This is a genomic window from Anatilimnocola aquadivae (assembly GCF_049819085.1).
GTDB lineage: Bacteria > Planctomycetota > Planctomycetia > Pirellulales > Pirellulaceae > Anatilimnocola.
Genome location: NZ_CP187419.1, coordinates 5,131,189 through 5,156,026, shown reverse-complemented (window position 1 = coordinate 5,156,026; position 24,838 = coordinate 5,131,189). Strand labels below are relative to the sequence as shown.

The 24,838-nt window shown below is 57.1% G+C and carries 23 protein-coding genes and 1 other RNA gene; 16 read left to right on the top strand and 8 right to left on the bottom strand.

Going from position 1 to position 24,838, the window contains the following annotated elements; genetic code table 11:
• The first annotated feature begins 283 nt into the window (after window positions 1-283).
• On the top strand, window positions 284-2,182 hold the full coding sequence (locus NA78x_RS20450; protein ID WP_425614229.1) for a serine/threonine protein kinase: 1,899 nt from the start codon (window positions 284-286) through the stop codon (window positions 2,180-2,182).
• 385 nt (window positions 2,183-2,567) lie between these two features.
• Here NA78x_RS20450 and NA78x_RS20445 read toward each other — a convergent pair whose 3' ends face one another.
• Complete coding sequence (locus NA78x_RS20445; protein WP_425614228.1) at window positions 2,568-2,822, bottom strand: hypothetical protein; 255 nt, start codon at window positions 2,820-2,822, stop codon at window positions 2,568-2,570.
• Between the two features lie 500 nt (window positions 2,823-3,322).
• On the opposite strand from NA78x_RS20445, the gene NA78x_RS20440 reads away from it, so the two are divergent.
• Complete coding sequence (locus NA78x_RS20440; RefSeq protein ID WP_425614227.1) at window positions 3,323-4,777, top strand: trypsin-like peptidase domain-containing protein; 1,455 nt, start codon at window positions 3,323-3,325, stop codon at window positions 4,775-4,777.
• Window positions 4,778-5,065: 288 nt separating this feature from the next.
• Here the strand turns inward: NA78x_RS20440 and NA78x_RS20435 are convergent, their stop codons facing one another.
• Entirely contained in the window at window positions 5,066-5,539 is a 474-nt protein-coding gene (locus tag NA78x_RS20435) for a hypothetical protein (protein WP_425614226.1), read from the bottom strand.
• A 349-nt stretch (window positions 5,540-5,888) separates the two neighbouring features.
• Between NA78x_RS20435 and NA78x_RS20430 the strand changes: the two genes are divergently transcribed.
• The 3 genes from NA78x_RS20430 to NA78x_RS20420 all read left to right on the top strand — a co-directional run bounded on the left by NA78x_RS20430 (window position 5,889) and on the right by NA78x_RS20420 (window position 7,749).
• On the top strand, window positions 5,889-6,659 hold the full coding sequence (locus NA78x_RS20430; protein ID WP_425619468.1) for a reverse transcriptase domain-containing protein: 771 nt from the start codon (window positions 5,889-5,891) through the stop codon (window positions 6,657-6,659).
• A 263-nt stretch (window positions 6,660-6,922) separates the two neighbouring features.
• Complete coding sequence (locus NA78x_RS20425) at window positions 6,923-7,267, top strand: transposase (protein WP_425614225.1); 345 nt, start codon at window positions 6,923-6,925, stop codon at window positions 7,265-7,267.
• Window positions 7,261-7,749, top strand: coding sequence for a transposase (locus NA78x_RS20420; RefSeq protein ID WP_425614224.1), 489 nt, complete (start codon window positions 7,261-7,263; stop codon window positions 7,747-7,749). Before NA78x_RS20425 ends, NA78x_RS20420 begins: the two co-directional genes overlap by 7 nt.
• A 22-nt stretch (window positions 7,750-7,771) precedes the next feature.
• On the opposite strand, the gene NA78x_RS20415 is transcribed toward NA78x_RS20420, so the two are convergent.
• The 3 genes from NA78x_RS20415 to NA78x_RS20405 all read right to left on the bottom strand — a co-directional run bounded on the left by NA78x_RS20415 (window position 7,772) and on the right by NA78x_RS20405 (window position 10,029).
• Window positions 7,772-8,713 (bottom strand): MBL fold metallo-hydrolase, encoded by a 942-nt coding sequence (locus NA78x_RS20415; protein ID WP_425614223.1) that lies wholly within the window; start codon window positions 8,711-8,713, stop codon window positions 7,772-7,774.
• Window positions 8,714-8,762: 49 nt separating this feature from the next.
• A complete protein-coding gene (locus NA78x_RS20410; protein ID WP_425614222.1) occupies window positions 8,763-9,515 on the bottom strand; it encodes an SDR family oxidoreductase in 753 nt (250 codons plus the stop codon).
• 88 nt (window positions 9,516-9,603) lie between these two features.
• A complete protein-coding gene (locus NA78x_RS20405) occupies window positions 9,604-10,029 on the bottom strand; it encodes a cupin domain-containing protein (protein WP_425614221.1) in 426 nt (141 codons plus the stop codon).
• 166 nt (window positions 10,030-10,195) lie between these two features.
• Here NA78x_RS20405 and NA78x_RS20400 point away from each other — a divergent pair, with 166 nt between their 5' ends.
• Together NA78x_RS20400 and NA78x_RS20395 are read left to right on the top strand one after the other, a co-directional pair.
• Window positions 10,196-10,840 carry a sigma-70 family RNA polymerase sigma factor gene (locus NA78x_RS20400; protein WP_425614220.1) on the top strand — a complete coding sequence of 215 codons (645 nt, stop codon included), beginning with the start codon at window positions 10,196-10,198 and terminating at the stop codon, window positions 10,838-10,840.
• 12 nt (window positions 10,841-10,852) lie between these two features.
• Window positions 10,853-14,509, top strand: a complete 3,657-nt coding sequence (locus NA78x_RS20395) for a protein kinase domain-containing protein (protein WP_425614219.1) — start codon at window positions 10,853-10,855, stop codon at window positions 14,507-14,509.
• A gap of 22 nt (window positions 14,510-14,531) precedes the next feature.
• Here NA78x_RS20395 and NA78x_RS20390 read toward each other — a convergent pair whose 3' ends face one another.
• Window positions 14,532-15,626, bottom strand: a complete 1,095-nt coding sequence (locus NA78x_RS20390; protein ID WP_425614218.1) for an alkene reductase — start codon at window positions 15,624-15,626, stop codon at window positions 14,532-14,534.
• A gap of 294 nt (window positions 15,627-15,920) precedes the next feature.
• On the opposite strand from NA78x_RS20390, the gene NA78x_RS20385 reads away from it, so the two are divergent.
• The 3 genes from NA78x_RS20385 (at window position 15,921) to NA78x_RS20375 (ending at window position 17,921) form a co-directional block, all read left to right on the top strand.
• Window positions 15,921-16,640, top strand: a complete 720-nt coding sequence (locus tag NA78x_RS20385) for an SDR family NAD(P)-dependent oxidoreductase (RefSeq protein ID WP_425614217.1) — start codon at window positions 15,921-15,923, stop codon at window positions 16,638-16,640.
• A gap of 68 nt (window positions 16,641-16,708) precedes the next feature.
• Window positions 16,709-16,933: a tautomerase family protein gene (locus tag NA78x_RS20380; RefSeq protein ID WP_425614216.1), complete on the top strand. Its 225-nt coding sequence runs from the start codon at window positions 16,709-16,711 to the stop codon at window positions 16,931-16,933.
• 109 nt (window positions 16,934-17,042) lie between these two features.
• Entirely contained in the window at window positions 17,043-17,921 is an 879-nt protein-coding gene (locus NA78x_RS20375) for an alpha/beta fold hydrolase (protein WP_425614215.1), read from the top strand.
• A gap of 136 nt (window positions 17,922-18,057) precedes the next feature.
• Here the strand turns inward: NA78x_RS20375 and NA78x_RS20370 are convergent, their stop codons facing one another.
• Window positions 18,058-18,933 carry an AraC family transcriptional regulator N-terminal domain-containing protein gene (locus NA78x_RS20370; protein ID WP_425614214.1) on the bottom strand — a complete coding sequence of 292 codons (876 nt, stop codon included), beginning with the start codon at window positions 18,931-18,933 and terminating at the stop codon, window positions 18,058-18,060.
• A 257-nt stretch (window positions 18,934-19,190) separates the two neighbouring features.
• Between NA78x_RS20370 and NA78x_RS20365 the strand changes: the two genes are divergently transcribed.
• Genes NA78x_RS20365 through NA78x_RS20355 form a run of 3 tightly spaced genes read left to right on the top strand, consistent with a single transcriptional unit; the run spans window position 19,191 to window position 21,349 of the window.
• A complete protein-coding gene (locus tag NA78x_RS20365) occupies window positions 19,191-20,279 on the top strand; it encodes an alpha/beta hydrolase (RefSeq protein WP_425614213.1) in 1,089 nt (362 codons plus the stop codon).
• The gene (locus NA78x_RS20360) at window positions 20,280-20,567 is read left to right on the top strand and encodes a cyclophilin-like fold protein (protein WP_425614212.1); all 288 of its coding nucleotides are present in this window, start codon (window positions 20,280-20,282) and stop codon (window positions 20,565-20,567) included.
• Between the two features lie 8 nt (window positions 20,568-20,575).
• A complete protein-coding gene (locus NA78x_RS20355) occupies window positions 20,576-21,349 on the top strand; it encodes a glucose 1-dehydrogenase (protein WP_425614211.1) in 774 nt (257 codons plus the stop codon).
• A gap of 107 nt (window positions 21,350-21,456) precedes the next feature.
• Here NA78x_RS20355 and NA78x_RS20350 read toward each other — a convergent pair whose 3' ends face one another.
• Window positions 21,457-23,598 (bottom strand): terminase gpA endonuclease subunit, encoded by a 2,142-nt coding sequence (locus tag NA78x_RS20350; protein WP_425614210.1) that lies wholly within the window; start codon window positions 23,596-23,598, stop codon window positions 21,457-21,459.
• A gap of 182 nt (window positions 23,599-23,780) precedes the next feature.
• Here NA78x_RS20350 and NA78x_RS20345 point away from each other — a divergent pair, with 182 nt between their 5' ends.
• The 3 genes from NA78x_RS20345 (at window position 23,781) to NA78x_RS20335 (ending at window position 24,620) form a co-directional block, all read left to right on the top strand.
• On the top strand, window positions 23,781-24,023 hold the full coding sequence (locus NA78x_RS20345; RefSeq protein ID WP_425614209.1) for a hypothetical protein: 243 nt from the start codon (window positions 23,781-23,783) through the stop codon (window positions 24,021-24,023).
• Window positions 24,023-24,090: hammerhead ribozyme type II (locus tag NA78x_RS20340), an RNA gene on the top strand. The genes NA78x_RS20345 and NA78x_RS20340 overlap by 1 nt, the downstream gene beginning before the upstream one ends.
• Before the next feature lie 23 nt (window positions 24,091-24,113).
• A complete protein-coding gene (locus NA78x_RS20335) occupies window positions 24,114-24,620 on the top strand; it encodes a winged helix-turn-helix domain-containing protein (protein WP_425614208.1) in 507 nt (168 codons plus the stop codon).
• The last annotated feature ends 218 nt before the right edge of the window (window positions 24,621-24,838 follow it).

The window sequence follows — 24,838 nt, the reverse complement described above, 5'->3', positions numbered from 1 at the left end:
GGCGAAACGCACTCATCGCACAATGAAAGCGGTTTATGCAGCTCGACGAAAGTTTGGCCTAGTAAGAAGGAGCCACCGAACTCGTTGACGGAGCACGCTAGTTCATTTGCCTATGCGATTACCAAGCAATATCTGGTTGGCCGCCTGGTCTTTGGAGATCTGTCGCGCGCACTGTCTCTCGTTGAACAGCATCCAAAAAATCGGCGCAAGCGAAGTTGCAGTAAGGGCTAACGGATCACACTTATGTGAGGCGGGTAAAACGCTGCGATTGTGAATCTCCGCCTTGGGGAAGACGGTTCCGAAAGACAAAAATGCGGTTGAGGACAAAATGGGTGAAAAGTCAGTGAACGACGACCTGAGTTGTAATCCAGATATTGATGAATCCAACGCTTTCGGATACGCCATTCTTTGCAAGAAGGCGATAGTCCACGGAGGAATTCATGGCTCGGCTGCTGCCGCTCCGCAGGCGAACCAAACTGTGGACTTTGATTCGAGTCACCCATCCGTTGTGGGCGATTTTGCATTCGACATCGAGGGCGTGCATACCGAAAGGTTGATAGGAGGCAAGTATCTCTTACGTGAGAGGATTGGAGAGGGTGGCGTGGGAACCGTCTGGCTTGCCGAGCAGCAGACACCAATTCAAAGGAAGGTGGCGGTCAAGTTTCTGCGCCCTGATAAGCTGTCGGCCCGCGTAATCTCTCGTTTCGCAACCGAGCATCAAACGCTCGCTCATATGAACCATCCGCACATTGCGAGAGTGTTCGATGGCGGAAGGACGGGAAATGGTTTGCCATACTTGGTCATGGAATTTGTTCCAGGAATTCCCTTAACGGCCTATTGCGATGAACATCGTTGCACCATCAAACAACGATTGAGACTTTTCGCCAAAATCTGCTCAGCAATCGAGCATGCTCACCAGAGAGGTGTTATACACCGCGACCTAAAGCCGTCCAACATCCTCGTGGCTGTAGACAATTTTATTGCCGTTCCTAAAGTGATCGACTTTGGCTTGGCCAAGACCTTGCCAGGGTCCGAATGCCCTACGGGGGCATCGGGACAGACAGTTCCGGGCATTGCGGTCGGCACCCCAGCATACATGGCTCCAGAACAAATCATCACCGGGAGCCTGTCGATAGACACTAGATCTGACGTTTACGCTTTAGGAGTCATCCTCTACGAACTAGTAACAGGTACGCTGCCATTCGAGATCGAACTTCGTGGCGACGGTTGGCTCGAAACGTATCGGAGGATTCTGCATCAAGATCCGGATTGGCCAAGCCGCCGATTGCAAATGCTTAAAGACGGCATAGCAATCGCAAGTAACCGTCAAATACCTTTGGCCGGTCTTCAGCGAATGACCCGCGGTGATCTTGATTCGATCATCTTGCAGTCGCTGAGCAAACAGCCCGAACAGCGTTACGAAAGCGTTGCTAGTTTACGACTCGACATCGAACGATTTCTAAGCAACCGTCCGACGGACGCACATCCACCGTCGCATATTTATACGATTAGCAAATTCTTGAAACGCCATTCGCTAATGGTTGGCAGCGTCTGCGTGATTTTGCTAGCAATTTGCTTCGGCCTAATTGGAACAACGTGGGGCTTTCTGCGTGCTCGTATGGCTGAAATTGAAACCCGCGAGATCTTGGCCGCAGAGTCAGAAGCTAAGGATCAGGCTCGGCGTGCTTTAGCCGCCTTAGCAGAGGCAATCATTGAGTCTTCACGAATCGAGGGGTCGCATGGTCCTCAAAAAGAACCCGATTTACTTCGCCAAGCGATAAGTCTCCATGACGCGGCATCGACTCGCGCGTCATCGCAAATCCATACTCGGTTGCGGCAACTGCCCACTGCTGACCGGAAGAATAGCCCGAAGGAAGAGAAACTCGTTCAAGTTGTCGCTGTGCTTGAACACTTAGTCGCAGAGCACCCCACTAGCCTGCACAAACTCGTCCTAACGAAAGTACGGACACGACTAGCCAGCACACTCGAAGATATGGGAAGGGTGAACGACGCGGAAGCGGAGTATCGAAAATGCCTACTTGCTCTTCAACAACTTCAAATTGAGGAATCGAATGTTTTGGCGCACCGCCTGCAGGTGGCTGAAACGTCCGAGCGGCTGCTCCAGTTGCTCGCTAAACGCCGTAAGTTCGAAGAAAAGCGTGCTGACGCGATCGTTCGATAGCGCCATTTTCCCACGAGATCATTTTCCCGTACGATCGTCGCCGATTATCGGTAGCTGAATCCGAATATGAGTGCCGTATGCATCATCAGTCGCCCTGCCAAATAAAACGAAGAGGCATCCATACTTCAATTCTCGAGCAGTCCATCGATTTTGTTGAGTTGGAAACCAGTCCGCGTTCCAAATTGCTTCTGCGGCCGGACCCGCCGTTCTGCGGATACGGCGTAACATATGCCGCCTTGAATTCGAAAAGGTGCCGGATGCGACGTTATGCATGCCCAACGGGAAAAGGCAAGAGGCCATGTCGATTTAGTTCACTCTTGCCCGCGCCCAATTATCTAGCCCGCTGTACTGCGGGGGACCAGTTTCTGCGAATTTGACGATGGGCTTAAAAACGGATCGAGATCCCGGGGTGATGGTGATGGTTGCTTCGACCATAACCTCCACTGCCGTAGCCACCGCTATACCCGCCGTAGCCACCGCTATACCCGCCGTAGCCACCATGCTGGTATCCGCCGTAGCCACCATGCTGGTATCCGCTATGACCGTAGCCGCCATGTCCGTAGCCAGACCCGCCATGGCCGCCGTGATGGCCCCATCCTGCGGCGTTTGCCGCAGTGCCACCGGCTATGAAAAACGCCATAACTGTCAAAAGCCCGATCGAGAGCCGTCTCATTTAATAGATCCTTATGCTGGTTTTACTAACTGACGGTCACCAAACCGTCTGTGATTGATCACTTACGCATGCTGCGTGCCAGGAAATCTTCGAACTTCTAAGTCTAGTATTGTGAACGCCTTGCGAATTACCTCGCATGACCTCGGCTAGATTCAGCCCGCGAAGATGTGGTCATACTGACGTCACTGATGTTCATAGTGATGACAGTTCAGCCTTTGCGCACTTTGCCGCGTCGCTCGGCTTCATTGCCGCTTCCAATGTCTAGCTCCCGGCAAAATAAACTCGTGAAGCCGAGGCTTCCAGCGTGTACGTTGCAGCAGCAATGCTGAAGCAATTGCTAATGACTTGACCTCGCCGAAAGAATCTGCGAAACCCGGCTCCGCATTACATTCCAGCCTCGGCAGGGTTACAGATTTGCTGTCCATTGCCTTCGTGAAAACAAAATCAGCTGGACTTGCGATCGCGGCATGGGCAGCAGAAAGGTATGCATGGCAAGACACTTCCGATGGCAATTAATGCTTCCGCAAATTGCCCTTGTAGTCGCTGCGATAGACCCTGTACCAACATATGCGCAGCCACCTGCGGAACCCAAGAGCAAGGTTCTCCAGCTTTCTGCCCAGTTCCGTCAAACCGCAAAATCGGTCCAGCCTTCGCTGGTGCTCGTCGATGCCAAGTGTGATCGGGCTGAATGCGCATCCGAAAGGCCTTCAACCGCACATTCTTCGGATGTCGCTGGGCGCATTGAGCCAGAATGCAAAGGTGGCGGGTATGGAACAGGCATAATCATTGACAAGAGGGGGTATATCCTAACATGCAATCACGTCGTAGGGCATGCGGAGGCCGTGTTTGTCACACTGGCGAATGGACGCCGCCTCGAAGCCCGAGAAGTCCGAAGCGACCCACTATCCGATCTGGCGATTCTTTACGTACCGGAGGCAGCTGGCATGTCGCCTGCAAAGTTTGGCGACTCAGATCATCTGCAGAAAGGGGATTGGGTTGTTTCTGTAGGTCATCCTTACGGATTATTAAATTCTGTTAGTGCTGGGCTTGTAAGCGCCGTAGACCGAGCAATTCCTGAGGTTCCGGGAGCGCGCCTCATCCAGTCTGATGCTGTTTCAAACCCCGGCAGCTCGGGCGGAGCTCTGCTAAACGTCAATGGAGAGGTTGTCGGTATTTGCGAGGGCAGTTACGGTGAAACGTCTGGCTTTGCCGGCATCAGCTTTGCCGTTCCAGCTAATGTAGCACTAGATGTCACAGGCCAGTTGATACAATTTGGAGTGGTAAGCCGGGGGTATTTCGGTTGCCACTTTGAGCCCGTAACCCAGGAGATCGCGGCGTCGATTGGAATGCACGAAGCAACCGGCATGATTGTAAATTCGGTGGCACAACGGTCGGCAGCAAGCGGCACCATGGAACTCGGCGACGTGGTTTTAGCGTTGGACGGTAAGAAGGTTGAGCCAGCGACCGATCTAGCTCACTTGATTGAAAAGGCGGATGCGACCAAACCGCATGACGTTATGATCAATCGCCAAGGTAGAACGCTGCTTGTAAAGGTGGTGCTAGAACAAGTTTCATCGCCTGGCCCTCGTTTACTTGAGATTGTGAATTATGGAACGGCAGCCAAGTCTTTTGTTGACGCAGATCTGGGATTAGAGCTTGAACCGTTGTTGCCGCAGCAGGCTGAGCGCCTGGGCTATCACGTGAAGGAAAAAGGGATATTCGTCGGCCGAGTGTTGCCTGCCAAGCCAGCATCCCGGTCGGGTGTCTGCGCGGGTATGCTGATTCTTGCCGTTGATCGCAAGCCCATCGCCACACTCGATGATTACAAGTCAGTGGTTCACAAACTTCAAAAGGCCGATCGCCTATTGATTTTGATTGGTTCGCCCACGGGTAATCGCCACATCGTCGTCAGTCGCGAGTGAATCACGATTGGTATTCCAGGAACGCTTACTACGTTCGCCAGAAAACCAATGGCCTGCCAGGGAAACGCCGAGTTGCAGCTGACAGTTTCTGGCCTTCGTAAGAGTTCTCGGATCGCAACCAGTCCAGTACAACGGACTGGTTGCGATCCGAGAACTCTTTCTTCAGCGTAAGCGCCGCGATACGAGGGCCTTGCACGCCGTGGCCGGAGGTTCGGATAGCTAAAAAAGCCGCAGCCCGCCCCTTGCGGAGCGGGAACTGCGGCATGAACTCGGTTACGCGCTTTCGATCTAATCGCCAGTCCGATTTCGATCGAGTTGTTCTTCGGCGAATTTGAGCGCCCTACGAATTTTGGGCAAACTCTTCTTAAATCGCATGGCAACTTCGTTCTTTGACCGACCTGGCTCAGCCTTCCAGAAGTTCCAAACTTCAAGCGCGTGACTCTCTGACCATGATGTGTTCACCGGAAATGTAAACACATCGGTCCAGAAGAACTCGTTTGGCAATCCCGCGAAACGGTTTGGGTCCGCGGCAAAGTCAGCCAGAGCTCGGTCTTCCAAGCTCCCGCGGTCAGCATTGAAGAATTTCCGCCGTGCTCGGCGCCGGGGTTTCGCGGAGCCAACGGGCGCTTCCGCTTGCGGCGCACCTTCCACCGTAGATTCTTCAATAGCCAATATGTCGACTATATCCGGCGACGCGCCAAGTTTGCATATCTCTAGCAGGGACGATTCAATGTCCTGCTTTCGCTCCAAGATGGTCGTCAAGTCTCCTTCAAGCTGTTGACGAAGGCATCCAGCCAGATTGGAGTTTGCGAGAGTTTGGGAATAAGCCCCGGCTCTGCTCGTCAAGAGACTTCAATTCCTCGCCAAGACGCGGGGCTACGTCATTTTGCATTTGCGTCCAGACGCTGCTGCACCAGCACTTGCAGTTCCTTCACAAAGTCAGAACGTGTGTTGTTTAAATGTTGCATATTTGATTCCTATGTCAATGATACGTGTTAGGTAACAGTGAAGAGCCGCTCAGTGACGGTGCGTACCACCGTCTCGCGCAACCAATCTTCAGGAACGCGTGTTTAGTTGGGGAAGTGACCGCCGAGGTAGCCCGGGCAGAGATATGACACGTAACGTCGAAACTCTCCGGCTTTTGTCGTGTAACCTGGGAAACGTGAGTTACCCTGACGCCGGCACGCCTCAGGGCGGAGTGGTTTCACCCATCTTGTCGAACGTATTCCTGCACTACGTGCTGGACCATTGGTTTGAACAAGACGTGAAACCGCGAATGCGTCACCGTGCCTTCCTCATTCGCTACGCAGATGATTTCGTGATTGGGTTCCGCGATCGTTGCGATGCTCAACGCGTCATGGAAGTTCTGCCCAAGCGATTTGTTAAGTACGGTCTGACAATCCATCCGACCAAAACGAGGCTTGTGCCTTTCCGCCCACCGTCCTCATGGGCAGTGGATCGCAATGAGCCAAGCAATGTTTGGCCTGGGACGTTCGCCCTTCTGGGGTTTACCCACTATTGGGGCCGATCCCTCAAGGGCTACTGGATTGTCAAACAGAAGACGGCCGCCGACCGCTTCAGCCGAGCAGTGCGGAGCATTGACTCTTGGTGCCGCGACAATCGGCACATCTCGATCAAAGAGCAGCAACAGAAACTGAATGAAAAACTACGCGGTCATTACGCGTATTACGGTGTCACTGGAAACTCGGGGGCCTTATCCCGGTTTCTCTGGGAAGTTGAGCGACATTGGCGGAAGTGGCTTTATCGCCGCAATCGAAATCCCTCGTTCAACTGGACTCGATTTCGCCGGACGCTTCAGCGTTATCCGCTGGCACGCGTCCGCACCATTCATTCCGTTTGCAGACACGAAGCAAAGCCATGATTCGAGGAACCGTATGCTCTAATGCGAGCAAGTACGGGTGTGTGGGAGCCCTGGGTCGGCAACGACCCAGGGTCACCCGGTCCGAAGCAGCCAGCAATTTGCACCCACCGTTCGGCTCCGTTTCCCTTCTGCGGATACTACTGCCTGAGTCGGCTTGGTGACGCAGACTGGTGCAGTCGCACTAGAGCCGGTTGCAAAACCGCGTCTCGCTAGCTGAACTGTTGAGTGTTAGTGATCGTAAGATTGACGAAAGGAGTTCGTCAATGTGCTCAAGGTCTCGCGAGTTGGCGGGATCCAGGTTGGAACCGACGGAGTTGGAGTATCGTCCGCAGCTAAATGATGAGCAGTGGGCATTGATTGCGTATTTATTTGTCGAGCCAAACCCAGACCCGCGCGGGGGGCAGCCGCGGGCCCCTGTTCGGCATTGTCTCGAAGGTATTTTGTGGGTCTTGAAGAGCGGTTCACGCTGGAAAGATTTGCCGTCTTGTTTCCCGTCGTACGCCACGTGTTTGCGACGCTTTGCCGCCTGGTCGGTCGCCGGAATTTGGGAAGCGGCGTGGCGAAGACTCGTGCTCACGCTCGAACAACGTGGCGACATTGAGTGCTAAGAAGGTTTTGCCGATGGCACGTTTGCCTCGGCAAAAAACGGGGCGATCTCGTCGGCCCCACCAAACGCGGCAAGGTCACAAAGCTCATGCTGCTCGTCAAGGGCAACGGCTTGCCACTGGGGGGCGTTGTCGACAGTGCCAGCCCCGCCGAAGTCCGCATGATCGAGCCGCTGCTCGAAGAAGCCGTCACCGACTACGTTCCTGATTGTCTGATCTACGATCGCGCCGCCGACAGCGATCCTTTGCGCGAACGCCTGGCGGATCGCGGCGTCGAACTGATCTGCCCCCATCGCCGGGGCCGAGTGCGGCCGCCTACTCAAGTTGGCCGACCACTACGTCGCTATCGCCGCCGCTGGATCATCGAACGCACCATCAGTTGGCTGCACTCTTTTCGCAGGCTTGTTACTCGATACGAGTACTACTCGTTCCTCTTTTGCTTCGCCAAGTTGGCTTGTATGATGATCGTCCTCAGGCGGTTTTGAAACCGGTTCTAGTAACTAGCAGTTAATACTTCCAGGTCGCCGGTACCCAACGAAACGCGTCTCCGTCGACGGCCACATGGTAGATAGACGGAAACGGCAGATGAGTGGCCACTAATGCCTCGCGGTTTGCGGCTAGTTCGCGGAGGAGACCGATACGCACGCGGGCCGCTTCTTCGGGATCGTGTTCGAAGCCGTTGTGCCAATAGGGGTGGTCGACGCCAACCGTGAAGATGGCGTCGCCAGCGAATGTGAGTCCCTCGCCGCCGGATGTCAGACGAACCACGCTGTGACCGGGAGTGTGACCGCCGGTGCGACGAACGATCACGCCTGGCGCGACTTCATGTTCCTTATCGAACATTCGCAACAGACTGCGGTACTCATCCATGAACCGATTGGCCGTCGCTCGCAGCGCGTCGGGGAATCCTTGCGGCATGTTGGTGCGGGAAAAATCTGGCGATTTCCAGAAATCGACCTCGGCGGCGGCGACGTGGATCTGCAGGTCGCGACGCAGTTGCTCCTTCACACCTCCAGCAACAAGTCCGCCGATGTGGTCCATGTGCATGTGGGTCAGTACGACGTCGGTCACTTCGCCCAGATCGATGCCGGCGGACTCAAGCCGTTGAATCAGCCGCCCGGCTCGCGGCAAACCCAAACTGGGGTCCGCGCCCAAGCCAGCGTCGATGAGGATCGTCCGGCCGCCACTGCGCACCACGACGACATTGAGCGGCCAATCGAGCACTTCCGGCGGCAGAAACTGGCGATCGAGCCAATCAGCCAGGTTCGCCGGGGCGGCGTTGCCGGCGAGCATCGCGGTCGGCAGCGTGAGGACACCATCGCTGACGATCAGCACGTCAATCTCGCCCACCCGCAAAGCATAACGCGACGGCACCAGTTCGTCAGCCCTTGTGGCGGTGTCAAAGTCCGCGGTCGAAAAATCCTGCTGTAACTGCTCTAAATTCGACATTGTCTAGATTCCTGTTTTTGGACGTGAGATAAAACTTTCGATACGAGAACTACGCCTTGGACTTCGCGCGATCGAACCAAGCTTCGTAGCGCGTCGAGGCGAGACGCGGATTGGCAAACCGTGGATTGAGTCCGAGTTGATCGAGCGACGCACCGTAGTAGCGAGCTTGTGGATCAACAACGACACCTCGCGTATCACCCTTCGCGGCGAGAACCTTGCCAATGAACGCAGCCATCGACAGGGACTCGGGCCCTGCGACTTCGAGAATGCCATTGGCCGGCGAACTCACGGCGACGTCCGCCAGCGCCGCGGCCACATCGTCGGCTGCCAGCGGTTGCATCGGCGCGTCGGGAACATGGACTGCGCCCTCGCCCTGCCCAGCAATCGCTTCGAGAAATTCAAAAAACTGCGTCGCTCGTAGAATGGTGTACGGCACTTTTCCTGCCTTGATCAGATTCTCCTGAGCGACCTTGGCCCGCATGTAGCCGCTATCGCCAATGCGGTCGGCCCCGACGACTGAAAGGGCAACATGGTGCTTCACACCCGTGGTGGCTTCCGCGGTGAGTAGGTTGCGGGTCGATGTTTCGAAGAATGCAAGCACCGCCTGGTCTTCCCATGACGGCGAGTTCGTCACGTCGACGACGACATCTGCATTCGTCAACGCTTCGACCAGTCCTTCACCCGTGATCGTGTTGACTCCCGACGACGGAGAAGCCGACACGGCTTCGTGTCTACTTCGTCGCAGAAGGGGGATCATTTTTTTGCCAATCAAACCGCTACCACCGATGACGACGATCTTCATTTTTGGATTTCCTTGTTGGGTGCCCAACGAATGTGATGTGAGATGTGATGGAAAGAGTGAGGGAACGTTTTGAATTCGCCGCGTCGCCTTAGGGCTTCGCGGGTTCCGGAACAGCGATTTCCTTGTTGCTCCGCGGATGCAATACGACTGCGATGAGTCGCGTGTTGACCTTGCCCGGGTTCCGCGACACTCGGTGCAGGCAACCGGCCGGTTCGTAGAACGTCTCACCCGCCTTGATCACCTTGGTAGGTTTGTCGTCGATGCCCAGTTCGTATTCGCCTTCGAGTACATAGCCAATCGCCGAGCCGGGATGGCGATGCGGAACACCCCCTTGGCCGGGCGCGATGGAGACTTCCACCACCGTGGCCATCCCCTCTTTGCCGTTCAGCTTCTCTACAATGTCGTTGGCCGACAGGACCTTCACCTTTTCGCCGTCGGCGTCGTGGTGAGACGCATACATCAGCGCCGCGCTGCCGATAACCACCGCCAAAGCCAATGCCAGTGACCGAAACATGTTCGTGCCCCCTAAAAAGTTTGTGCGCGATAAGGACCGCCGATTCAGATCGGCACTCTCGCCTGCACTCTTACTAGGAGGAGCGGGTGGACAACATTTTCGATAAGATGACAATCCACTTCTGTTACGTTTTACTGCGGATTCGCAGCGACAAACTTCCACTGCCATGGACGAAACTCCCACTACGGTCGTCATTCAGGGATATCTCGATGCCCTGCCTGGAGATGCGTCGACCGAACCGGTCGTGCGAGTGGTGCTGGAACGGGCCGCCGAGCGCCTGCACCTCTTGTGCGCGAAATTTCTGTACCAGAGCTATCCACGACTGACGCGACCTCCCCTGAACCTGGATGCAGATGAGCTTCTGGGGGGCGTCGTGGCGGGTTTGCTGACTGCGCTGCAGAGTACGCACCCCACAACCGTCCGCGGATTTTTTGCGCTCGCCAATCAGCACATGCGCTGGCAACTGAATGACCTCGCCCGCCGACTAGATGAACGGCCACTGATTGCGGGGCTGACCGATGCGGGGATCGTGCCATCTCCGCACAGCACGGCTTCCGGTCTTTCGCCCGACGGTCTTCGCATGCTGGAGGTGATCGAGGGACTGCCCGACGACGAGCGTGAGGTGTTCGATCTGGTTGGAATTCAGGGGCTGACGCATGCCGAGGCCGCGCAGGTCATCGAAGCTTCGGAAAAAACCGTCCAGCGCCGATTGAACCGGGCTCGTTTGCTGTTGGCCGAACGCCTGTCCGATCTTCGTCCGGCCGAATCTCGCGAACAAAACCCCGAATCACACGACGCCTCGGCGACTTGAAGAGAACCGACCATGGCCGGCAATCCGCAGGTCCTCGAACTCCTCGAGGAGATGCTCGAAACCGAAAAGACGCCGGAGGAAGTCTGTCGCGACTATCCGGAACTGCTGCAGGAAGTTCTGGAGCGCTGGCAGAATTTTCAATTCATCGATGGTCAGATCAGAAACTTGCTGCCTGGCCTAGCGACTGCGGAGGACCCTCGTTCAGAGTCGGCGCGCGAATTGATTGCATCGCCGCCAACTCCAGCGCAGCCTGTTGCCTTTGGTCGATATCAAGTGCAACGCACCTTGGGAGCCGGCGGCTTCGGCGCGGTTTACCTGGCACGGGATGCTCAGCTCGACCGACTCGTCGCCATAAAAGTGCTGCGGCCTCGAGCGAAGCCAGACCAAAGCGATGACGAAATCGCATTGCACGAAGCGCGACGCCTGGCCCAATTGCGTCACCCCAACATCGTGGCGATTCACGATGTAGGCGTGCATGAGGGGCAGTTTTTTCTCGTCGCCGAATATCTCGATGGCCCTGATCTCGGCCGTTGGCTCCGCGAATGTCGCCCCAGTTGGGCCGAAGCCGCGTCGGTCGTGGCCAGCGTGGCCGATGCCTTAGCTTATGCACATACCCGGCTCATCATTCATCGCGATGTGAAGCCGGCGAACATTCTGCTCGGCGCCGATTCCGCTCCGGTCCTCGTTGACTTCGGCCTCGCGCTCGACGAAAACCACGCCGGCGGTCGCGCGAAAGGAATCGTCGCCGGCACGCCCTGGTACATGTCACCGGAGCAAGCCAAAGGAATGGCGCATCGCATCGATGGCAGGACCGATATCTACAGCCTGGGTGTCGTCCTTTACGAGATGCTCACGGGGCGAGTTCCCTTTCGCGCCACTCAAACTTCGGAACTGTTGCGGCAAGTTCGCGACGACGAACCGCAGCCGCCACGACAACTGAAAGCCGACATCCCGCCTGAGTTGGAACGCATCTGCCTCAAATCGCTTGCCAAGCAACAGCAGGATCGCTACACCACGGCTGCCGACTTCGCCGCGGACCTGCGGCGTTTGTTGCCGAGCACATCGCGCGCTGATTGGCCAACGAAGCCAGTAGTGGCCATCGAACGTCACACGGTCGGAAGACAAAGCGAACTCTCCGAATTGCACCGCGCGTTCGAAGCCGCGGCGTCCGGTGAAGGCCGATTCCTGTGCGTGACCGGCGAACCAGGCATCGGCAAAACCACGCTCGTTGAGGACTTCGTCCAGGAGTTAACGACATCAGGCCGTCCCTTCGCCTTGGCTCGAGGTCGTTGCTCCGAACGCCTCGCCGGCGCCGAGGCCTATCTGCCAGTCCTCGAAGCGCTGGAAAGCTTGCTCCACGACGAAGGAAGCCTAGCGGTGGCTGAAGTTATGAAAGCCGTCGCTCCGAATTGGTACGACCAGGTCGCGCCGCTCGCCGCGAAAGACTCTGACTTGCGGAGGACCCTCGCCGAGTCGCGGGCGGCTTCGCAGGAACGAGTGAAGCGAGAATTGGGCAGTTTTCTGCGGGAACTATCAAAGTCACGACCGGTGCTCCTTCTCATCGAAGATCTGCACTGGTCAGACGCCTCAACGGTCGACCTGCTCGCATACCTGGGCGGCAAGTGCGAAGGGATGCGGACTCTCACGATCCTGACTTATCGCCCGACCGATCTGTTGCTGAGCAAACATGCTTTCGGCTCCGTCAAACTGGACCTGCAGTCTCGCGGTATTTGTCGCGAACTGTCGCTCGAGTTCCTTCCCCGCGCTGAACTTGATCGCTATTTGACGCTCGAATTTCCCGGCCATGATTTTCCAGAAGAGTTCGCCGCGTTCATCCATGCTCGAACAGAAGGGAGCCCCTTGTTCATGGCCGACTTGCTGCGTTATCTGCGCGACCAGCAGGTCCTCACGCAGGAACAGGGCCGGTGGACGCTCCAGCAATCGGTTTCCAATTTGCGAAGAGATCTGCCGGAATCGGTTCGCGGGATGATCCAGCGCAAGATCGACCAGCTCGGCGATGACGATCGCCGCTTGCTGGTGGCCGCGAGCGTGCAGGGCTACGAATTTGATTCCGCCGTCGTCGCTCAGGTCCTGAAGCAAGATGCCGCGGACATCGAAGATCGGCTTGACGAGCTAGAGCGCGTCCATGCTTTTGTCCGCGCGGTGTGCGAACACGAGTTTCCCGATCGCACGCCGACGGTCCGCTACCGTTTCGTGCATGTCCTGTATCAAAATGCGTTGCACACTTCCCTGCAACCGACGCGGCGAACATCGCTCAGCGCTGCCGTGGCGCGGGCATTGGTGGGATACTACGGTGACAAGAGTAAGGAAATCGCCGCTGATTTGGCGCTGCTGTTCGAAGCGGCTCGAGATGTTGAGACGGCTGCCGACTATTTCCTGATTGCCGCCCAGAGCGCGGCTCAGCTTTTCGCGAACAAAGAAGCCATCGTCCTCGCGCACCGCGGCATCGAGGTACTTTTCTCACTACCCGCCACTCCTGACCGAGCACGCAAAGAACTCGCCCTGCAAATCACGCTCGGCCCAGCGCTCTTCGCAACCAAGGACTGGAACTCGCCCGAAGTCGAAAACGCTTACACGCGGGCCCATGATCTTTGCCGCCAACTCGGAGAATCGCCCGATCGCTTCCCCGCACTGTTCGGACTCTTCCTGTTTCACATCGCCCGCGGGGAGATTCACACGGGTTTAGATCTCGGTGGACAACTCCTGAACCTGGCCGAACGCGAGCAGGATCCTGCTTTGCTGCTGCAAGCCCATCACGCGCTGGGCCCCATCCACACGCTGTTCGGCGATTGGACTTCCGCGCGAACCGGCCTTGGTCAGGCGATCGCTCACTACAACCCGCGCGAGCACGGCTCGCATGCGTTGCTGTATGGTGGCCACGATCCCGGTGTGTGCTGCCTGGGCTATCTGGCTAAGTCGCTGTGGATGCTCGGCTTGCCGGAACAGGCGCTGCAGAACGGACACGACGCGCTGGTCCTCGCCCGGCAGCTCGGACATCCCACCAGCCTGGCCCATACGCAGATGTCCGTCGCCATCTTGCACCAGTTCCGCCGCGATGCTGCTGAAACCCTCGAACTCTCCGAAGCACTGATCAAGCTCGCTGCCGATCAGGGACTCGTGTTTTATCTCGCAGGCGGCTTGGTTCTGAAGGGTTGGGCTCAGGTTGAGCTCGGCAACCACGACCAAGGACTTGCACTGATTCGCCAGGGTTTTGAAACAGGTGGAGCGACGCGCGCCCACTGGCGCAGTTATTCATTCGCGCTCTTGGCGGAGGCGTATGGCCAAGGTGGAAACTTCACAGAAGGCCTCGCTACCATCGCAAACGCAGTCAACGTGGTAGAGCAGACTGGCATCTGCATGTACGAACCGGAAATTCACCGGCTCAAGGGTGAGTTGCTGTTGTCCCTTGAGCCTGGTGATTCGGCAAACGCGGAGCTTTGTTTTCAACAAGCCATCACCATCGCCCGCCGTCATCAGGCAAAGGCACTGGAATTGCGAGCCACGATGAGTCTGTCTCGACTTTGGCAACTGCAAGGCCGCGGTACTGATGGCCACGCCGCGCTCGACGCAGTCTACGGCGCTTTTACCGAGGGCTTCGCAACCAAGGATCTGATGGCGGCAACCGCGCAATTGAAGGGCTTGGCCTGAACCTCGCCATCGCGGTTTGCATTCACGCGGCGGAATGTCGCTGCTCATCCACGGTAACGCTGACTTCCTCCAGTGCCGGATAATCCGTGTAGCCGTGGGGCCCGGAGTTGTAAAACGTGGTGGGGTCGGGTGTGTTGAGCGGGGCGCGGAGCGCAAACCGCTTGGGCAGATCCGGATTCGCAATGAAGAGTGTGCCGAACGCGACCGCGTCGGCCTCGCCAGCGGCGATCGCCTGGGTTGCGGTTTCGAACGAGAAACCTTCGTTGGCGATATAGATCCCGCCGAATTTACGTTTCAGTCGAGGGCCAAGGCGATCGGGGCCGGTTGATTCGCGTGCAGCGATGAAGGCGATGCCGCGCTGGCCAAGTTGCTCAGCAACATAGCCAAACGTCGCTGCTGGATTCGAGTCACCCATCGAGTACATATCGCCACGAGGGGCCAGATGCATTCCCACACGATTGGCGCTCCAGACGGAAGCAACCGCGTCGGTAACTTCGAGCATAAGCCTCGCGCGGTTTTCGATCGAACCGCCGTACTCGTCGGTGCGTTGATTCGAACCGTCCTGCAGGAACTGATCTAGCAAGTAGCCATTCGCGCCGTGGATCTCGACACCATCAAAGCCAGCGCGTTCAGCGTTTTCAGCACCTTGCTTGAAGGCCTCGACAATGCCGGGGATTTCGACGGTCTCAAGCGCACGGGGAGTAGCAAATGGTCGTTCCGGCCGCAACAGATGCAGGTGACCGGCAGGCGTGATGGCGCTGGGCGCGACGGGCGATTTGCCGGCGAGATACGACGGATCCGATACGCGTCCCACATGCCACAGTTGCAACAGAATTCGCCCGCCGACTGAATGCACTGCGCGCGTCACCAACTTCCAGCCTTCGATCTGCTCGCGCGACCAGATGCCCGGCGTATTCGGGTAACCCACACCCATCGGCGTGACACTGGTCGCTTCCGTCAGCATCAGTCCCGCGCCCGCCCGTTGACGATAATATTCCGCCATCATCGCATTCGGAACGCGTCCCGCACTAGCCCGCGTCCGCGTTAGGGGCGCTAGCACCACGCGGTTGGGCAAGTTCCAATCACCCACAACGAGAGGATCAAGTAGACTCGGCATTCGAGTTTCCCCCGTTTGGTTGGAGCTATCTGGCGAAGCTTTTGCTCGCGTTACTCCGAGATATACCGATGTGATTGGCGAGTCTTACACACGCGTCAAAAAAACGACGTAGCTTTCTCTTATCTTCGCCGCAAAATCGTGTCATTTTTCCGCAGATAGTCCGAATTTGGCTTCGCTGCCGCCGTCAATTGGGGTGTCAGGAACGCTCGCCTGTCCAGTCGCTACTCCTAGTACTTGTGAAGGCGGATCGTCACAGAAATCCGTCATGGTTTTCACTCGATTTAGGAGATGATGATGATTCAGCCCGAAAAAAATAAAGTAGCGGTGATTACAGGTGCCTCGCAAGGAATCGGTGCCGGTCTCGTCAGCGGATTCCTCGAACGTGGTTACCGCGTCGTCGCGAATTCGCGATCGATCAAGGCAGAGGAATCGTCAAGCTTGCTCACCGTCGCCGGCGACATTACCGATCCGGCAGTCGGTGTGCGTGTGATTCAGAGTGCGGTCGAAAGATTTGGCCGTGTCGATACACTGGTAAACAATGCCGGCATGTTCATCGCCAAGCCCTTCACGGAATACACGGCGGCCGACTTCGCTGCGAAGCTTTCGCTCAACCTGGCAGGTTTCTTTTTCGTTTCGCAACAAGCTGTGCGACAGATGCTCTCGCAGCGGAGCGGGCACATTGTCAACATTACCACGACCCTCGTAAACCAACCGGTGAAGAGTGTGCCATCAGCGTTGGCTTCGCTCACGAAGGGAGGCTTGGATGCCGTCACGCGTTCGCTGGCGATTGAATATGCGGATCAGGGCATTCGCGTCAACGCGGTGGCCCCTGGAGTTATCAAGACGCCGATGCATCCCCCCGTGACCTACGATTTCCTCTCACATCTCCATCCGCTCGGGCGGATGGGAGAGATTCGCGAAATCGTCGAAGCGGTGCTGTACTTGGAATCCGCTTCGTTCGTAACCGGCGAGACTCTGCACGTCGACGGTGGTGCCCATGCCGGCAAGTGGTAAAGCGAATCGATCTAACTTCCGCTCGCCGCATTCCAGTTCTTTGAAACTCCCTTTACAGGAAAGCTAAAATGCCCATTGTCACCGTCCAGATCACGCGCGAGGGGGCGACTCCGCAACAAAAAGCAGAAGTCATCCGCGGCATGACCGAGGTTCTTACTCGAGTACTCGACAAGCCGCCTGCATTGACCCATGTATTGATTCAGGAAGTCGAAACGGAGAATTGGGGTGTTGGGGGCTTCCCTGCTTTGGAATACCGACAACAGATGGGCTTCCCCGAGAAGCGAAATGTATAGGGCTGATGTCAGAGCAAGAAGTGTCAGGCAATTTCTACAATTGAAGTGGTCGCCGATCTGATGCAGAGGCAGATGGCACACAGGCAGCTATCGCTGGGGAGGAGACGCCATGAGCCAACGCACCCACTATCGCACGATTAAAGTAGACGGGCTTTCAATCTTTTATCGAGAAGCCGGTTCTCGGGATTTGCCCACGCTGATCCTCTTGCATGGTTTGCCTTCGTCGTCACGGATGTACGAGCCTCTTTTGGCCCGCCTAGCCGACCGCTTCCACCTTGTGGCACCTGACTACCCCGGTTTTGGACACAGCGACTGGCCTGACCCGAATCAATTTCCATACACCTTCGACCATATTTCTTCAGTCATGAGGAGCTTCACGGAGGCGCTTGGCCTGTCGGAATATACGCTGTTTATGCAGGATTACGGTGGCCCAGTCGGGTTTAGGATCGCACTTGCGGACCCCCAGCGAATTCGGGCACTAATCATTCAAAATGCCGTGGCGCATAACGAGGGCTTGGGACCTCGCTGGGCAGCACGCCGTGCATTCTGGGAAGACCGGGCCGCTCACGAGGAAGCAATGCAGATTAACTTGTTGTCCTTCGAAGCGGCAAAACTACGCCACCTCGGCAACGACCCACATATCGAACTCTACGACCCCGACCTGTGGGGCGACGAATATGCATTTCTGTGTTCGCCAGGCCAGCGGCAGATACAGAGCGATCTTTTCTACGATTATCGTGCGAACGTCGACGCATACCCGGAGTGGCAAAAATGGCTCAAAAATGCGCAGCCACGTCTACTGGTGCTGTGGGGCAAGTACGATCCCTCGTTCGACATTAGTGAGCCTCATCGCTATCTGCACGACGTCCCTGATGCCGAGATTCATTTTTTGGACGCGGGCCATTTTGCGCTAGACACCAAGGCTGACGAAATTGCGTTACTCATTCGTGAGTTTAAGCAGCAAAAAAGGCGAGTCATCACTGCGTAGAGGTTGACCTTCCCTTACTTCTGCGCGTGTAGCATCAGTGCGATGCTGCTTCGGTCCGACACGCCGACTGCAGCTCGGTCGATGTAACCGAGGCACATTGGCTAGCCATGCAGCTGGGGCGTATGCGGACGAGAAATCAAGTTCCGATCTTAACCGCTGCCACATCTTGTCGCGGCGGTGCTCCGAACATTCGTCTGTATTCACGACTGAATTGCGACGGACTCTCGTATCCCACTCGATAGGCGGCGCTAGCGGCGTCTAGCGACTCGGCAAGCAGGAGCCGCCGAGCTTCTTGAAGCCTCAACTGCTTCTGATATTGCAAGGGACTCATTGCTGTGATGTTCTTGAAGTGCAAGTGCAGCGTTGAGGGAGCCAGGCCGACTCGTCCAGCAAGCTCTTCGACGATAAGGGGCTCTGTGAAGTGGTCTTTGAGCCACATGATCGCCTTCGATATTCGATGAGCCGGCGCGCCGGTGGAGGCAATCTGACGGAGACGCGAACCCTGGGGCCCAGTCAGCAGTCGATACATGATCTCTCGGAGGATCAGCGGAGCCAGCGGTCGGATATCTTCAGGCGTTCTGAGCAGCGCGACTAGCCGTTCAACGGCATCCTGCAGCGGTGGAGTCATTGGGGCCAAAGCAAGTGCTCGACCAGGTTTCAATGTTGGAGCAGTTGCATGCTCCGCGAGCATCTCCCCAACCACGGCGAGGTTCAGGTTAATTCGGGCGACCAGGCAAGGCCGCTTCGGCGAAGCCTCGACCACTCGTGAGGTCGCCGGTAGATCAATTGAGACGAGCAGCGAGTGCGAAGGGTCATAGCGGTATGGCTCACCACCGAGAACTATCTCCTTAGCTCCTTGGGCGACGACACACAGGCACGGCACGTAAGTCGAGGCATTGTGCTCCGTGACGGACGATGCCCGGTAGAGAGCTAACTCGGGAATGGCGGTTTCATGTTCGCCATCTTCGTCGACGTGTCGTTCGATGAACGAAGCCAGTTTATCCAAGCTCACGTTGATAACCCTCCTAGAAACGATGGGGACTCCCTTATTCTACGGCCAGACTTCTCGTTGGCTCTGGCAACCGGGCAAAGTCGTAGAGGATTAGGCAATCTCGCCGGAGCATCATTCTATCGCTATTTGAGCGACCATCCCTAAGATTCCTTTGGAATGAGACAGCCAGGCGATGCTGACTTTGTGGAAGCGGTCGCCTGGAAACCCACCGGCCCAATAATTGCGGCCGTTTTCACGCACAATCAAGGAGAACATCGATGAATCTTACTGAAAATGGTTACCGCTGCGCCGCATTTGGCGCGCGAAGCCTGTTGTTCCGAACTGTACTCGCCCTTGTGGCAGGTTTTCTCACCCGTGCAACCACTGGGGAGGCTCAAGACATGGCGGCAGGAGCAGCCAATTTCTACAAGAGTGAAAAGGTCACCGTACAGAAAGTAACCTTTAACAACCAATACAAGATGAAGGTTGCAGGCAATCTATTCTTGCCAAAGAGTGCGGACAAGGGCGTCAAACACGCCGCGATCATCGTTGGTCATCCAATGGGAGCTGTGAAGGAACAAAGCGCAAACCTGTACGCCACGAAACTGGCAGAACAGGGATTCGTGACATTGTCTCTCGATCTGTCCTTCTGGGGCGAGAGCGATGGCCAGCCTCGAAATGCCGTTCTGCCGGATATGTACGCCGAGGACTTCAGTGCTGCGATGGATTACCTGGGCACTCGGCCCTTTGTTGATCGCGAGCGGATTGGTGTTCTCGGCATCTGCGGCAGCGGGAGCTTTGTCATCAGCGCGGCCAAGATTGATCCGCGCATGAAGGCTATAGCCACGGTCAGCATGTACGATATGGGCGCGGCCAACCGGAACGCACTGAACCACTCGCAAACGGTAGAGCAGCGTAAGAAACTCATTGCGGCGGCAGCAGAACAGCGGTATGTCGAGTTCGCTGGCGGCGAATCGAAATACACCAGCGGCACAGAGCATGAGCTGACTGCGGAAACTCATCCGATCCAGCGCGAGTTCTACGACTTCTATCGCACCCCCAGAGGCGAGTTCACGCCACAAGGTTCGTCGTCGAAACTTACCACGCACCCGACGCTTTCTAGCAACGTAAAGTTCATGAACTTCTACCCGTTCAACGACATCGAGACGATTTCTCCCCGGCCTATGCTCTTTATCACCGGCGACACGGCCCATTCTAAGGAGTTCAGCGAGGACGCCTACGAGCGTGCAGGTGAACCAAAGGAGTTAGTCGTTGTACCCGACGCTGGACACGTCGATTTGTACGATCGAGTGAATCTGATTCCCTTCGATAAGCTCACGAAGTTTTTCAAGGAGCAGTTGAAGTAAGTGAGCCACGAGACTTGGAGGACGTATGTCGAAATCGCAACTGATGATCGCTCTTGTCGCCGGCGTGCTGTTCGGGAGCGCCGCCTGCTTCCAAAAAAGGAGGAAAGCCCTGGAACGATCCAAAATGGCGATCTCATGCTTTGGCAAGACGACACGATTGTTGTTTTTTACAAAACGTTCAAGTCATCGTATCGCTATACGCGGCTCGGACGAATTGATGATCCCTCCGGGCTTGAGGCAGCAGTCGGTTTGGCAGACGTGACAGTGACGTTCGAACTAGAAAAATAGGTGCGACCGTGAACAGTGATTTGGACTTCAGCGGCAAGGTGGCGTTTGTGACAGGCGGCGCGAGCGGTATCGGCCGCGCGTCGGCGCTGGCATTCGCCCGTAAGGGCGCCAGTGTCGTCACAGCTGATGTGTCTGAGCAGGGCAACCAAGAGACGGCCCGCCTTATCGAGCAACAAGGCGGGCGGGCGCTCGCAGTCCGGTGCAACGTAAGCCGGGGCGAAGAAGTGAAAGCGGCCCTGACCAAGACCGCCGACACCTTAGGCCGGCTGGACTTCGCGTTCAATAACGCGGGGATCGAGCCGCGAAGTCCGGCGCCCACGGCCGATTATGACGAGGAGGAGTGGAACAGGATTTTTGACATAAACCTGCGCGGCATGTTCTTGTGCATGAAGCACGAGATTCCACTGATCCTCAAACATGGAGGCGGTGGCGCGATCGTCAACACGTCGTCGGGCGCGGGTGTCGTCGGCATCAAGGGGAGCCCGGCGTACACCGCCGCGAAGCACGGCGTGATTGGCCTCACCAAGGCAGCAGCCCTTGATTACGCCGCGATGAACATCCGTATTAATGCTGTTTGCCCCGGGTACATCGACACACCGATGTTGGGGCGCTTCACTGGGGGCACCTCCGAAGGACGCGCGAAGGTCATCTCAGAGGAGCCGGTCGGGCGCATGGGCACGCCTGAAGAGATTGCTGCGGCCGTCATGTGGCTCTGTTCCGATGGGGCCGGTTTTGTGATTGGCCATGCAATGGTAGTGGATGGCGGCCAAACTGTTCAGTGAAGCTTAACCAGCGTTAGAAGAAGGACAACATACCTTGGCTTGGCCTTCTGGAATGCTTCGGACCGACACGCCGAAGTTGCGATTTGCCTGAGATGCAAAGCAACCATTTACCAACGATTTCGTCGCTCAGCTGGCGGATCATAGTAGGCAGCAGGTGTGTAAGGTTCGACCGGTGGCGGTGGAGTCGCAACTGGAGCAAGTACCGAAATCCGACGCATCGAGCGAGCACAGATTGCCTGATACGTCGCATCGAAGTAGTGATTCGGCTTCGGTGACTTCCACCAGCCAGTCCGAGCCCCGCCGAAACCAGGCTTGTGCCGCGTCTCCCAAGTTTCGGACAGAAGATGCTTCGAATAGTTGAGATGTCCGGTAACGTTGCGGCGGCCGTCGACCCGCGCTGGATTGAATAATGTCAACGCACCCGGTTGACCGGCGTCTAACAGTAAACCTTCATGCACCTTCAGCTTCCAGTGATCGGCGTTCGTCATCACCAATGGGATCCCGCCCCGGAAGACCACGTGCCAGTTGTCACCGATCAAAATGTGCTGTGAATCGAGCGGCCGTCGGTAGTTCGGCTCGCCCTTGGAAGGGATGAACGAATGGAACCCGACTTGCGCACAGAAATGCTGCACCGGCTGAATGTTCCACGATTCTTCCTTCCAGCCTTGGTCGATCAGGGTGAGATCAGCGATTAGCTTCTCGCCGGTCGGGGTGGTGTAGGGGATCTCTTCCTGGGCAGCGTGCCAGGCGAACAGACCTTCCAAGATCAGCAGTTCGCAGTCCGCCGCTTTCCGCCCTTCGGTGAGGAACGGGAAGAAGTCATAGTCGATGATCGAGCCGGCACCGTGCTCATTCCAGGCGATCGCGACCCAATGCAGACCCAGCTTTTGCACGTCGCCGCCGACCGTGATGCAGATGGTTTCATCTGGTGCCTCGCGCTTCTCCAGACCGCCCAGGCAGTTGTTCTGGATGTGGTAAGGAGTGAGCAAGATCCTCTGCGTCGATTCATCGGCTGGTGGATCGTTGTCGTATTCGGTTGCCACCGCATCAGCACCCAAGCGTGCAACTTCCGAATAGTAGAACTCGAGCGCCGAGGCCTCGGCCGGGGTGTGACGGTTAGGATTCGCCACGCTGGCGCCGGCATCCATCAACTCACGGTTTGCCAGATACAGTTCGTGCGCCTTGTTCGTCCCATTCACCCAGTCGGCCTGCTTAAGGGCAACGAACTCCTGCCATAGATCAGCTCGGTCGGGCTTCTTCACCAGGAAGCGAAACCGTTTCGGCTTCCAGCTGGGCTTTTGATCGCGATCGGTGTACTTGTAGGAGACGCACGTGCGATTCTGAATGGTGGTCAGCATGACCCGCGCGAGTCGCCGCTGCTGCGAACCGAGGCCGGCGATCGCTCGATCGATGCGATCTTCAAGCTTGGCAGCCTGCTCGGGGCTCCGAGCAGTCTCTTCGGTGTCCGGATCGTCGATGCAGGCGACGTCGACGCGGCGGCCCTTCTTCTTCACACCGCGGATGGCAGCATCGAGACCCCGCGTGGCAATGATTGCTCCCGCCGAGGGCGAACCGGGCACTTTCGGCAGGTAGATTTCCTGGCCACACCAGGAGAAGCGGCTGGAGGTGGGTAAGTACTGCTCGCCATCGTCAGGGCGGTTGCCGGCGACCAGCTGAAAGTGCGCACGCTGAGGAGTGTTTTCCAGGGCGCGAACGGGAACACAGACTTCCGGATAATCGGCACACAGCCGATCGTTGTTTTCGATCTCCAGCTTGATCGATTCCAGCGAATCCTGGGCGGCACTACCGGTGGCCGCGAAGAGGACGGCGAAGCGAATGAGTCCCTGCAGCGTGTACTTGAGCAGCATCCGTTCGAAGTACGTGGTCTTCCCTTCGCCTCGACTGGCAGCGATCGACTGATCACCACCGTGCAGAATGGCGTTACGAATCGCCGCGATCATTTCCTTCTGTTGATCGGTGAAGTCATACCAGAAGGGATTCTCCGAGCCGCTCTCGATCGCAAAGTACCAGCGCAACCAGGCCTCATCGTCGGCCTCGAGCCGCGTGCGTCGCTCCGGATCGGCACAGGCGGGGACAACGACGGTTTTGCTGGCTGCGCTCCGTTCACGCTTGCGACGAATATCACGATCACGCTCCGCGACGTTGCCCACGCCCGGGACGGATTCCACTTGCTGCAGCAGGTGCCGCAGCTTCTTGGCCTTGTTGCGCAGTTCGGGAATCTTCTCCACAGCTGGTTCATCCGTTGTTGGGGCGTGCGATCGGAACGATTTCGGTCGACCTAAATTTCGGCGCGTGAAAACCTGCTGAATTCCGGCTGAGATTCGGCCTGCCTGGCTTGAGCTGTTGGCCGGCGCATGGCTGATGTGTGTCTGTCGAATGACAACTTCCCAACCACATCAGGAAACGAACGATGAGCGCAGACCGAACGAGCGGCGCGGTGGATCAAGCTGCTTTTGAGAAGGTGATTCGCGACAACCTTTCGCCGGAAGGAGTCGCAGCCCTGGTGATGGCACTGCAACCGGCGGGTTCCTTTCCCGCCAGCACACCGGAAGGCGAGCAGGCTTTGCAGCAGGTGCTGTGGTTTCGCCACACGCTGCTCGACATGATCGGGGTCGAGACTTTCAACCGGCAGATGGATGAGCTCGGGTTCTAAGCCGAAACGCAGGTTCGCCCTGCGTCGCTCGGCGGTGGTTCGCCGAGCCTGATGATGGCAGCCAATCCATTGCGAACCCGGAGAACGATCATGTCCAAGAAGACCAGCACGAAGAAGCCCGCCTCGAAGACCGCCAAGGCTAAACCCGCGAAGAAGGCGAAGGCCCAAGCAGAATTGGCAAAGCCCGATGCGCCCCAGCCCATTCCCGAAGCACTCGAGACGAAGCCCGCCGGTACCTGCCCGAAGGGTGGCGACCACGAATGGACCGACGAAGGTGCCGAACGGTTCTGCGCGAAGTGCAAAGAGCCCGAGGTGGCGAAACGCAAGCGGGCGAAGAAAGCAAAGACTGCCAAACTCGCAACCAATAAGAAGATGTCGGCCCTCGACGCTGCCGCCAAGCTGCTCGGCGAAACCAAAGAACCCATGAATACGAAGACGATGATCGAAACCATCGCGGCGAAGGGCTACTGGTCGAGCCCCGGTGGTAAGACTCCGCACGCCACGCTCTACAGCGCGATCCTGCGGGAGATCACCACCAAGGGCCACGAAGCCCGGTTCAAGAAGACGGACCGGGGGAACTTCGCGTTCAACGGGTAGCGCACCCCGGCAGACTTGGCCCCACGACGCCCCACGTTTGCCACGCTGGGGCGTTTTGCGTTTCTTGGCCGAGGATGCGGACCGGGGGAAACCTACGCCACGTTGGACGACTGATTGCGCCGGCGAAAAGCTGCTGGATTCTGGGGGCCGGCTATTGAACTTCGCAGCGATTGCTGGCTTATGTGTGTTATCGCAACCGCCCACGCCCGGAGCTTCAC

What these genes read in the sequence shown, in the direction of transcription:
- NA78x_RS20390 (WP_425614218.1), bottom strand. Translation starts at nt 15,626, where the DNA reads ATGCCGAGTCTACTTGATCCTCTCGTTGTGGGTGATTGGAACTTGCCC.
- NA78x_RS20440 (WP_425614227.1), top strand. Translation starts at nt 3,323, where the DNA reads ATGGGCAGCAGAAAGGTATGCATGGCAAGACACTTCCGATGGCAATTA.
- NA78x_RS20405 (WP_425614221.1), bottom strand. Translation starts at nt 10,029, where the DNA reads ATGTTTCGGTCACTGGCATTGGCTTTGGCGGTGGTTATCGGCAGCGCG.
- NA78x_RS20415 (WP_425614223.1), bottom strand. Translation starts at nt 8,713, where the DNA reads ATGTCGAATTTAGAGCAGTTACAGCAGGATTTTTCGACCGCGGACTTT.
- NA78x_RS20395 (WP_425614219.1), top strand. Translation starts at nt 10,853, where the DNA reads ATGGCCGGCAATCCGCAGGTCCTCGAACTCCTCGAGGAGATGCTCGAA.
- NA78x_RS20430 (WP_425619468.1), top strand. Translation starts at nt 5,889, where the DNA reads ATGACACGTAACGTCGAAACTCTCCGGCTTTTGTCGTGTAACCTGGGA.
- NA78x_RS20380 (WP_425614216.1), top strand. Translation starts at nt 16,709, where the DNA reads ATGCCCATTGTCACCGTCCAGATCACGCGCGAGGGGGCGACTCCGCAA.
- NA78x_RS20335 (WP_425614208.1), top strand. Translation starts at nt 24,114, where the DNA reads ATGTCCAAGAAGACCAGCACGAAGAAGCCCGCCTCGAAGACCGCCAAG.
- NA78x_RS20445 (WP_425614228.1), bottom strand. Translation starts at nt 2,822, where the DNA reads ATGGCGTTTTTCATAGCCGGTGGCACTGCGGCAAACGCCGCAGGATGG.
- NA78x_RS20425 (WP_425614225.1), top strand. Translation starts at nt 6,923, where the DNA reads ATGTGCTCAAGGTCTCGCGAGTTGGCGGGATCCAGGTTGGAACCGACG.
- NA78x_RS20375 (WP_425614215.1), top strand. Translation starts at nt 17,043, where the DNA reads ATGAGCCAACGCACCCACTATCGCACGATTAAAGTAGACGGGCTTTCA.
- NA78x_RS20400 (WP_425614220.1), top strand. Translation starts at nt 10,196, where the DNA reads ATGGACGAAACTCCCACTACGGTCGTCATTCAGGGATATCTCGATGCC.
- NA78x_RS20365 (WP_425614213.1), top strand. Translation starts at nt 19,191, where the DNA reads ATGAATCTTACTGAAAATGGTTACCGCTGCGCCGCATTTGGCGCGCGA.
- NA78x_RS20385 (WP_425614217.1), top strand. Translation starts at nt 15,921, where the DNA reads ATGATTCAGCCCGAAAAAAATAAAGTAGCGGTGATTACAGGTGCCTCG.
- NA78x_RS20410 (WP_425614222.1), bottom strand. Translation starts at nt 9,515, where the DNA reads ATGAAGATCGTCGTCATCGGTGGTAGCGGTTTGATTGGCAAAAAAATG.
- NA78x_RS20345 (WP_425614209.1), top strand. Translation starts at nt 23,781, where the DNA reads ATGAGCGCAGACCGAACGAGCGGCGCGGTGGATCAAGCTGCTTTTGAG.